Below are 10,094 nucleotides of genomic sequence, written 5' to 3'. Positions count from 1 at the left end.
GTATTCGGAACGGTACGCGTTCTCGCCTGCATGGTCCAACATCCTCTGCCCACGATCAGGAACAGCGGTGGGCAGTCGGTGGCAACATGGGGAAATGGTTGACGACGCGAAGACTGCTCTGCAGCGATACCTCGATGCGGCCCGCACGAACCTGATCTGGAAGCTCGACGGACTGGGCGACTACGACATCCGCCGCCCTCTCGTGCCGACCGGCACGAACCTGCTCGGCCTGGTCAAACATGTCGCGAGCGTGGAAGCCGGCTACCTCGGCGACGTTTTCGGCCGCCCGTCTCCCGAATCGCTGCCATGGATGGCCGACGACGCCGACGCGGATGCCGATATGTGGGCCACCCGCGACGAGTCGCGGGACGACATCGTGAGCCTCTATCGCAGGGTCTGGGAGCACTCGGATGCGACCATCCGCGAGTTCCCTCTCGACACTGTCGCCGAGGTGCCGTGGTGGTCGGAGGCCAGGCGCGCGGTCACCCTGCAGGAGATCATCGTGCACCTCATCGCGGAGACGAACCGCCACGCGGGCCACGCGGACATCGTGCGCGAGCTGATCGACGGTGCTGTCGGTATGAGCCTCGGCAACGAGAACATTCCCGACGTTGACGCGGCCTGGCGCACAGAGCATCTCGCCCTGCTTCAGCGCACGGCGGAGTCGTTTCGAAACTAATTCAGCAGCTTCTCGTAGCACAGCGCGCCGGGCAGCAGCTCGTACGGCGGGTACGGCGCAATTGCCACGTAGCCGATCTTCTCGTAGAGAGCGATGGCGGCCGGTTGGAGCGGGCCAGTCTGCAAGACCAGACGACGGATGCCCAGGTCTCGCGCCGCATCCTCGAGCGCTGTCATCAGCACGCGCGAGGCGCCCCGGCCGCGGTGCTCGGGCCCGATGAAGACCTTCTTCACCTCGAGCGAGGGAACCCCAGAAGCATCGGCAGCGTGCGGCCGCAGTCCGGCCTGCCCGATCGCGGTGTCGCCGTCGATCGCCAGGACCGTCGCGGCGATAGTGCCAGGCAGCACGTTGAGTCCGACTCTCAGTTGCTCCATGACGCTCTCGCCGAGCGAACTCGACAACGGCCCGTAGAGCGCGTTCATCTCGTCTTCCATGCCATCGCGCAGTGCGGCTGCGCGCGGGTCTTCCCACTCGACGCGCTCCGTGGTCAGCCCCCTCATGGAGATCTCTACCACCGGCCGTGCACCGCCTCGCGGAAGTACCGGTCGTAGATGTCCTGCACCTGCGGGGTGATGTCGAGGTCGTCGACCGAACCCGCCGACGCATTCCACTTCGCCTGCGTGACGGTGCGCGCACCCGGGATCACCGTGGTGACACCGGGCAGATTCGCCAGCCAGGCGAGCGCTGCCACCGGCGGGGTGAGTCCGTTCGTCGATGCCAGCCTCGCGAACTCCTGCGCCGCCGCCACGCCCTGCTCGAAGTCGACCCCCGAGAAGGTCTCGCCCACGTCGAAAGCCTCGCCGTGCCGGTTGTATGTGCGGTGGTCGTCGGCCGCGAACACGGTGTCTTTGTTGTATCTGCCGCTCAGCAGACCGGAGGCGAGGGGCACGCGCGCGATGATCGCCACACCGGCATCGATCGCGGCGGGAAGCACGGCATCCAGCGGCTTGAGTCGGAACGCATTCAGGATGATCTGCACGCTCGCCACGTTGGGTCGGGCGATCGCCGCCAGCGCCTGGTCCACCGTCTCCACGCTCACGCCGTAGCGCGCGATAGCCCCGTCGGCGACGAGGGTGTCCAGGTCGTCGAAGACCTGGTCGCGCTCGATCGTCTCGGTCGGCGGGCAGTGAAGCTGCACCAGGTCGAGCGTGTCGACGCCGAGGTTGGCGCGCGAGCGGTCGGTCCAGGCGCGGAAGTTCTCAAGCGTGTAGAACTCGTCGCGCTGCTCGACCCTGCGGCCCATCTTCGTAGCGACGAAGATGTCGAGCTCGGGGCGCGCGGTCAGGAAAGCGCCGATCACCCGCTCGCTGCGACCGTCGCCATAGACATCCGCCGTGTCGAAGACGGTGACGCCGCTGACGACGGATGCCGCGAGGATGTCCGCGGCCACCGTCTCGCTGACGTCGCCCCAGTCGGCGCCCAGCTGCCAGGTTCCGAGGCCGATCGCCGACAGTGGACGCCCGATGCGGGGCGCGGTGTTGTAGTGCACAGGTACCTGTTTCGTAGGGTGTGTGGCTGTTACTTTGCCGCGTTGTTACTTTGCCGCGTTGTTACTTTGCCGCGACCGTCGCCGACGCGTTGGATTCGTACGACGTGTTGGTCGACTCGAAGAAGTTGACCAGCTGCAGGGTATCGTTCGCCGTCGCCATCCACTTCGCCGGGTTCGACACGTTGTACTCGGGCTCGAAGCCGAGTTCCTCGAGCCGACGGTCAGCCAGGTACTTGACGTACTGGTTGATGTAGTTGGCGTTGAGGCCGAGGATGCCGCCCGGGAGCAGGTCGCGGTTGTATTCCTCTTCCATCGCCACCGCATCCAGGATCATCTGCTTGATCTCGGCGGCGAACTCCTCGGTCTGCAGATCGGGGTTCTCCTCGAGCACCGTGAGGATGAGGTTGATACCGAACTTGAGGTGCAGCGACTCGTCGCGCACCACCCAGTCCATGAGCGAGCCGAAGTTGCGCAGCAGATTGCGCTGGCGGAAGCTCAGCGCGACCATGAAGCCCGAGTAGAACCAGACGCCCTCGAGGATGACGTTGTACGCGACCAGGTTGCGCACGAAGTCTTTCTTGCCCTCGGTGGTGGTGATGTCGAGGGTGTTCTCGGTCATGCGCTTGATGTACTTGAGCTCGAACTCCTCCTTACGGGCCATCGACGGGATGTCGACGTGGGAGTTGTATGCGGCCTCGCGGTCGATCGGGAACGTCTCCAGCACGTACTCGAAAGACATGCAGTGATTGGCCTCCTCCCACATCTGCTTGGCGAGGTAGATGCTGCACTCCGCCGCGCTCACGTAGGGATACACACCGAAGGCGAGCGCCTTGTTCACCAGAAGCTCGTTCGGGTTGAAGTAGCTCATCAGGAAGGTGACCGCGTGACGTTCTTCGTCGGTCATCTTCTTGAAGTCGGCGATGTCCTCGCCCAACTGGATCTCGTTCGGGAACCAGGTGTTGGCTACGGCCTGGTCATACAGGTCCATCGCCCACTGGTACTTGATCGGTTTGAGGAGCAGCCCCTCCTGGAGGCCGGTGCCGAGGATTGCCATTAGTTGTTCCGTTCAGGTTCGTGCGTCGAGATGATGGTTGGTGAGGAGGTCGCGCAGCGACCGCCTCGAATCACTGGCAGCTGTCGCACTGCAGGTCGTCCATCGGGTCTACCGGGACGATGTAGTCGAAGTAGGTCGGTGCATCGATCGTGGTTGCCGTTGCTGTGTTCATGCTTACTCTCCGCTCTTGGGTGCGAGCCCGCCGAAGCCTCGACGCGGCGCTGCTGATGCTGCGGCCGGCTCTGCGGCAGCGACTGTCGCCGGGGCAGCTGCCGTCGCGGCGCCGAATCCCTTACGGGGTGCGCTGGAGCCGAGCTCCTCAGACTTGTTGACCTTCACCGTCGACTGCTCCGCGGTGTGGCGCGGCTTCATGTGCAGGTAGTACGTGGTCTTGACGCCACGCTCCCAGGCCGCGAAGTAGATGTCCATCATGTCGCCGAGGTCACGCGTCTCGAGGTACATGTTGCGGCTGATCGACTGGTCGATCCACTTCTGCGCACGAGCCGCGACCTCGAGGAACGCGTACGGCGAGAGCTGGAAGCTCGTCTTGTAGGTCGCCTTCAGCGAGTCCGGGATCTCCGCGATGTTCTGGATGTCGCCCTGGCTACGCAGGATCGACTCCCGCACGGTGTCCCACAGGTTCAGCTTCTGCAGGTCGGTCACCAGGTTGCGGTTGACCTCGAGGAACTTGCCGTTCGAGGTGGCGCGGCTGAAGATCTGCGAGAACTGCGGGTCGAGACCCGGGGTGGTTCCGGCGACAAGGCCGATGGATGCGGTGGGCGCGATCGCCATCAGCGTCGCGTTGCGCATGCCGCCCTTGACCTTCTCGCGCAGCACATCCCAGTCGAGGCGGGTGGTGCGGTTGACCTTGATCGGGATGCCACGGTCGGCCTCCGTGAGCGCGATCGAGTCGAGCGGCACGAGGCCCTCCGACCAGCGCGAGCCCTCGAAGTTCGCGTAAGAGCCGCGCTCCTGGGCGAGGTTCGCGCTCTCGTCGATCGCCGCGTAGGAGACGTGCTCCATGATCTCGTCGATCAGGTCGTAGGCCGCCTCGCTCTCATAGCTGTGGCCGAGTCGCTCGACGATGTCGGTGAAGCCCATGACGCCGAGGCCGACCGCGCGGTTCTGCTGGTTCGAGAAGTCCGCCTCCTTCACCGAGGAACGGGTGATGTCGATCAGGTTGTCGAGCTGACGCACCGCGAGGCGGGCGCTCTGCTCGAGCTTCTCGAAATCGAGGTGCCCCGCATCATCAAGGTGACGCGACAGGTTGATCGACACCAGGTTGCAGACGGAGACGTTGTCTTCGTCCTGCGGGAGGGTGATCTCGGTGCAGAGGTTGGAGAGGTGGATCGTTCCCGTGTTGTTGTTCAGCGCACGGTTGTTGATCGTGTCCTTCCAGGTCAGCCACGGGTGGCTGGTGGTCTGCAGGGAGATGAGGATCGACTTGAACTGCTCGCGGGCACCGATCTTCTTGAACATGCGCATCTGGCCGGTCTCGGCGAGCTGTACGTATTCGTTGTAGCGCTCGGAGAACGCCTTACCGTAGAGCTCGTTGAGGTCGGCGACCTCCAGCGGGTCGAACAGGTACCAGTCGTCGTCGTTCTGCACGCGCTTCATGAACTCGTCGCTGATCCAGACCGCGGTGTTGGCGGTGCGGGTGCGGCGGTACGGGTCACCGGAGTTCTGACGCAGGTCGAGGAACTCCGGGAAGTCGAGGTGCCAGTTCTCCATGTAGAAGCAGAGGGCGCCGAACTTCTTGCCGCCGCGGCTCACCGCACGCAGGATCGAGTCGATCGTGTGCATGAACGGGATGGGACCGGTCGAGGTCGTGTTGTTGGAGCGGATGGGCGAACCCTGCGCACGCAGCTTGGTCACCGAGAGGCCGATGCCGCCGGTGCCCTTGGTGAGCCACATCACGTCGCGGGTGGTCTTCGCGATGTGCTCCATGTCGTCCTGCATCTCCATGACGAAGCAGTTCGCGAGCTGCGGGTAGATCGTGCCAGCGTTCACCAGCGTGGAGCCGGCAGCGATGTACTCGAGGCGCGACATCTTGTTGTAGAACTCGAGGGCGTGGGCGGTCGGGTCCTGCTCGTTGAGCGAGAGGCCCATCGCGATACGCATCCAGAAGTACTGCGGAACCTCGAGAGCGTCTCCGTTGCGGCCCTTGATGCCGTAACGGTTGTTCAGGGTGACGACACCGATGTACTTGAGGAGCTCGTCGTGGGCGGGCTCGAGAGCATCCGCCAGCACCTGGAGGTCGAACATCTGGGTGAGGCGGGAGTCGAGCAGCTGCTCCTCCACCCCGCGCGCGACGTTCGCGGCGAAGTGCTCGCGGTGCAGCGCCTTCAGTTCTTCGGCGGTCTCGTAGTCGCCGAGCACGCGCTTGTAGATGGTCTTCAGCAGCAGGCGGGCTGCCACGGTGTCGAAAGCCGGATCGTCTTTGACGTTCTGAAGCGCGACCTGGATGACCGCCTCATCCAGCTGCTGGGTGGTGATGCCGTCGAACAGGGTCAGCTCGAGCTCGCTCGCGATCTGGGTGACCCAGGTGATGTTGTCGTCGAGGCCGGCACTAGCGTGCTCGATCGCCAGGTTGATCTTGTTGGCGTCGTACGCCTCACGCTGTCCATCGCGCTTCACTACCGTTATTGCCACGAGTGCTCCCACTTCGTCTAATGCGATCAATCGTTCACAAACTCAGGCGTTGATGAACTCTGATCGCGTGCTGCTGCATGATGCTGAAAAAAGCGCTCCAACCAGCGCTTTCTACCCCGAAATCTGCCACGGAGGCTTGGTTCCCTCTCGCGGTTCCACCACTATATATCGGGGGTACGACATTCGGCTAACACCACATCTAGTGGGCGTGTCATCCACAGATGTGTATAACTTCGCCGCTTTCTGCACAGCCTGTGGAGAGCGCGACGGCGTGCCGAAAGTGTCGGTCAGGGGCCGGATTCGTAGTGCTCCGTAGCCCGGTTGTGCAGGAATTCCTGCACAAGCGCGTCGATCCTGGTTGTGCAGGAATGCCTGCGTAACGGGGTCGCGCATCACGATGACGAACCTCTACCTGACCATGCTGCCGGTTGTTATCCCCGCGCCAGTTACAACGGGCGCGGGGATAACAAAGTGCAGCGCGGATGCGCAGGGGGGCGCGGGCGCGCGGGCGCGGGCTAGTTCGAGCGCTTGGAGCAGGTCTGCTGCGCGGCTGTCTGCCCGGTGATGGTCGATGGCAGCACAACCGGCGCCTCGGCCGCCGCCGTCGCCGTTGGCGAGGGTGTCGGGGTGGGGGTCTTGCCACCCTTGGTCGGCGTCGGTGTCGGGCTCGCTGACGGCACTGCAGTGGCGTTCGGGTCGAGCTCGGCAGCGCGGCCGATCTGACCGCTCAGCTGGATCGGCTTGTCAGCGACGAGGGCCGCGTTCAGTACAGCGGCGGAGGACGCGATCGGCACCACGCGGTTCGGGTTCGACGGGTCGGACGCCGTCGGATACTGCAGGAAGGTGATGTTGCCGAGCCCGATGTCTTTGAGCGCCAGAGCGATCTGCACCATCGTCGACGGGTTGGACAGGCCGTCGGTGAGCTCCATGTTGTTCGCCGCTGTCTTGGCAATCGAGTAGAGCTGCACGGGGTTGCCGAGCACTCCGCCGGAGGTGAGCTTGCGCGACAGGGCAGACAGGAACACCTGCTGGTTGCTGATGCGGCCGAGGTCGCTGCCGTCACCGACGCCGTGACGGGAGCGCACGAAGGCGAGTGCATCCGAGCCCTGCAGCGTGGCGGTGCCGGCCGGGAGATCGAGCCCGACGTACGGGTCTTTCAGCGGGTCTGCGAGACAGACGGTGACGCCGCCGACGGCGTCGGACATCCCGATCACGCCGTCGAAGCTGATGGTCGCCGCGAACGGGATCTTGAGGCCGGTCATCTTCTGCACGGTGAGCACGGTGCAGTTGATGCCGCCGCGGGAGAGCGTGGTGTTGAACATCGCCACGGAGGTCGCCCCGACCGTGCCGCCGTTGGGGCGCGGGCAGGCCGGAATGGGAATCATGAGGTCGCGAGGAAAGCTGATCACCGTGGCGTTGGTGTGGTCCTCGGAGATGTGCAGCAGCATCGTGACGTCGTTGTTGCCCGCCCCCGAGCTCGCGGCCTGATCCGCCTTATTACTGAACTGGCCGCCCTGTCCGGTGCGAGTATCGGTGCCAGCCAACAGCAGATTGACTCCCCCGTCGATGGCACCGATCTCGGGCGGCGGCTGCACGGCCTTGCCGCTGGAATCGGTGAGCTTGACGCCGGACTTGATGCTCGAGGTGACCTGCCAGACGGCGACGCCGCCGACCGATACCGCGGCCACCAACACCACCGCGAGGGCGATGCCGAGCAAACGGAAGACTCCGGCAACCGGATGGGATTTGCGCAATTGACCGTGGCGGGTGGGGGCGGCAGCGGTGAGTCTGTCGCGTCGCCGGGGTCCGAGCGTGGTCATCCGATTGCACTCCTTATCACCGATTTTGTGTGCGCATGCACTCTAACCGAGGCTTTTCGAGCAAACCCTGCGAATCGCTCTGCCAGGGCCATCCCGATTTCTCTGTACGACGCCGGGCCCCCGATAGGCTTGTTTCCTTGTGAAGAGCTATCTGGACCTCCTGAGAACGCGCGGCGTCGCGCGCATCATGTCGGCCCAGTTGCTGGCGCGATTCCCGAACGGGATGCTCTCGCTCGCCTACCTCATTCACATCGAGCACATCGCCCACTCGTACGGCGCCGCGGGTCTGGTGCTCGCCGCGACCAGCATCGGCCAGGCGGTGGCCGGTCCCCTCACCAGTCGGTGGATGGGCGCCTGGGGCATGCGCAAGGTGCTCATCCTCACCATCTCGGTCTGCACGGTGACAATCGGCACCATCGCGCTGGCACCCGCGCTGCCCGTGCCGATCTACATGGTGCTCGGACTGATCAGCGGCCTCAGCACTCCTCCGGTGCAGCCGGCGGTTCGTACCATCTACCCGAAGATGGTCAACTCCACGCAGCTCACCCCGCTGTTCTCGCTGGATGCCTCCGCCCAGGAAGTCATTTGGGTGGCGGGGCCCGTCATCACGACCTTCGTCGCCACCCAGATCAGCACCGTTGTCGCCATTCTGGTCGCCCTCGTCTTCCTCGTCGGCGGCGGGCTGTGGTTCGTACTCTCGCCCGAGGTCGGCCGGGTTCGCATTCCGCGCAGTCGCCGCGCCCTCGGTGCCGTGCTCGCGAAGCCCCCCGTGCTGCTGGCCACGGTCACCGGCTTTCTGCTGATCGGCGCCTGTTCCGCCATCGAAGCCGGGGTCGTTTCCGCTTTCGGCGAGAAGAGTGCGGAATCGGGCATTGTGCTCGCGATATTCTCGCTCGGCTCGTTGGCCGGCGGGCTACTGCTGGGTCACGTACCGATCGGCCCGTGGGCCCTCGCGCGCCGCATCTTCATCGTCTTCGCCGGGATGGCGTTGGCCGCGGCATCCGTCAACGTCTGGTGGCTGGCTGCGACGCTGCTCATCGCCGGGGTCGGCATCGCACCGGCCCTCGCGGTCATGTTCGGAATCGTCTCATCGAGTGTGCGCTTCAGCGAGACCGCCGAGGCGTACGGCTGGGTCGGCACCGGCCAGCTGATCGGCGCGGCGCTCGGTTCCGCCGGGGCCGGCTTCATGATCGATCGATTCGCCGCCCCCGGAGCGTTCTGGGTCGCGGCGTCGCTCGCCTTCCTCGGATTCGTGATCCCGACCATCTTCCGCAAGGCCGCGCCCGATCTTCGGGGGCGCGACGCGAGTCCGATCCCCGACACCGAGCCGGTGCAGACCCAGCCCAGCTAGAACGGCGAGCCCAGCTGGGTCGGCCAGCCCAGCTAGATCGGCGAGCCCAGCGCGGTCAGGCTCGTCAGGCGCGGTTGTAGAGCGGCTTCAGTGCGTCGCTCAAGGCCTCCAGCTCGGTGAGCAGATGACCCAGGATGGCGGTCTCCTTCTGCTCGGCGACGAATTCCCCGCCGGTGAGCTGGCGCGCGGCGAAGGGCAACTCGACCGCGGCGCCGGCGCGAACCATGCCCAGCACCATGATGACCGGCTCCAGCGCCGTGACGCCGCGGGTCCCCGCGGAGACGCCCCCGTAGCTGACGAACCCGACGGGCTTGCGCCACCACTCCTGGGAAAGGTAGTCGAGGGCGTTCTTGAGCGCGGGCGAGAAGCTGTGGTTGTACTCGGGGGTGACGAAGATGACAGCGTCGGCAGCATCCACCCGGGCACTCCAGTCGATCGTGTGCTGGTGTGTGTACTGCCGCAATCGCGGGTGATTCGGCTCGTCCATGAACGGCAGGTCCAGCTCCGCCAGGTCGACGAAGTCGATGTCGAAGCCGCCGTGCTCGACGGCGAGCTGCTCGACCCAGCGGGCGATAGGGAGACCGATCCGGCCGGGACGCACGCTTCCGACGACGATCATGAGTGACGGCATGAAGCTCCCTGAGATAGACGATGCTGCGCCTCCAACGATACGGCGACACGAGAAACGGGCGGCGCATCCGCACCGCCCGCTCCGAAATCCCGCCCGACGACTCAGTCGCGGAGGCTCTCCTTGTACTCGTTCTTCTTCACCGTCGCGTCACGCTCACGTTCGGCCTTCTTGACATCGGCGTCGGCCTTGGCCTCGTCGGCCTTGTCGCTGATGCGCTCCTTGGCGTCATCGACGGTCTCACCGATCTTCTTGCCGGTCGCCTGTGCGGCATCCTTCGCATCATCCAATAGACCCATGATGGTCCTCCCTCTGCAGTCGTTGGGGCGAACGGTACTCCCGCCTTCCAACGCCGCGAAGACGTGCAGATGATTGCCAGCGGACGTATAAGACGCCCGAAACGTTGGCTTATGCCACGGGA

The 10,094-nt window shown here is 64.9% G+C and carries 9 protein-coding genes; 2 read left to right on the top strand and 7 right to left on the bottom strand.

Annotated elements, in window-relative coordinates:
- Positions 1–94 precede the first annotated feature (94 nt).
- Positions 95–679 (top strand): DinB family protein, encoded by a 585-nt coding sequence (locus tag IV501_RS05940; RefSeq protein ID WP_200555538.1) that lies wholly within the window; start codon positions 95–97, stop codon positions 677–679.
- Here the strand turns inward: IV501_RS05940 and IV501_RS05935 are convergent.
- The 5 genes from IV501_RS05935 to IV501_RS05915 all read right to left on the bottom strand — a co-directional run bounded on the left by IV501_RS05935 (position 676) and on the right by IV501_RS05915 (position 7,694).
- Positions 676–1,179 carry a GNAT family N-acetyltransferase gene (locus IV501_RS05935; protein ID WP_200555537.1) on the bottom strand — a complete coding sequence of 168 codons (504 nt, stop codon included), beginning with the start codon at positions 1,177–1,179 and terminating at the stop codon, positions 676–678. The genes IV501_RS05940 and IV501_RS05935 overlap by 4 nt on opposite strands.
- Before the next feature lie 8 nt (positions 1,180–1,187).
- Entirely contained in the window at positions 1,188–2,168 is a 981-nt protein-coding gene (locus tag IV501_RS05930; RefSeq protein ID WP_200555536.1) for an aldo/keto reductase, read from the bottom strand.
- 61 nt (positions 2,169–2,229) lie between these two features.
- A complete protein-coding gene (locus tag IV501_RS05925; protein WP_200555535.1) occupies positions 2,230–3,222 on the bottom strand; it encodes a ribonucleotide-diphosphate reductase subunit beta in 993 nt (330 codons plus the stop codon).
- Positions 3,223–3,396: 174 nt separating this feature from the next.
- The gene (locus IV501_RS05920; RefSeq protein ID WP_200555534.1) at positions 3,397–5,874 is read right to left on the bottom strand and encodes a ribonucleoside-diphosphate reductase subunit alpha; all 2,478 of its coding nucleotides are present in this window, start codon (positions 5,872–5,874) and stop codon (positions 3,397–3,399) included.
- 515 nt (positions 5,875–6,389) lie between these two features.
- Positions 6,390–7,694: an LCP family protein gene (locus tag IV501_RS05915; RefSeq protein WP_200555533.1), complete on the bottom strand. Its 1,305-nt coding sequence runs from the start codon at positions 7,692–7,694 to the stop codon at positions 6,390–6,392.
- A 139-nt stretch (positions 7,695–7,833) separates the two neighbouring features.
- Here IV501_RS05915 and IV501_RS05910 point away from each other — a divergent pair, with 139 nt between their 5' ends.
- Complete coding sequence (locus IV501_RS05910; RefSeq protein ID WP_200555532.1) at positions 7,834–9,045, top strand: MFS transporter; 1,212 nt, start codon at positions 7,834–7,836, stop codon at positions 9,043–9,045.
- A 64-nt stretch (positions 9,046–9,109) separates the two neighbouring features.
- On the opposite strand, the gene IV501_RS05905 is transcribed toward IV501_RS05910, so the two are convergent.
- Both IV501_RS05905 and IV501_RS05900 read right to left on the bottom strand, forming a co-directional pair.
- Positions 9,110–9,676, bottom strand: coding sequence for an NADPH-dependent FMN reductase (locus IV501_RS05905; RefSeq protein ID WP_200555531.1), 567 nt, complete (start codon positions 9,674–9,676; stop codon positions 9,110–9,112).
- A gap of 101 nt (positions 9,677–9,777) precedes the next feature.
- Positions 9,778–9,972, bottom strand: coding sequence for a hypothetical protein (locus IV501_RS05900; RefSeq protein WP_200555530.1), 195 nt, complete (start codon positions 9,970–9,972; stop codon positions 9,778–9,780).
- Between the last annotated feature and the right edge of the window lie 122 nt (positions 9,973–10,094).

It is taken from the genome of Lacisediminihabitans changchengi (genome assembly GCF_016634425.1).
In the GTDB taxonomy this organism is placed as follows: Bacteria; Actinomycetota; Actinomycetes; order Actinomycetales; family Microbacteriaceae; genus Lacisediminihabitans; species Lacisediminihabitans changchengi.
This window is presented reverse-complemented; position numbering and strand designations above follow the sequence as displayed.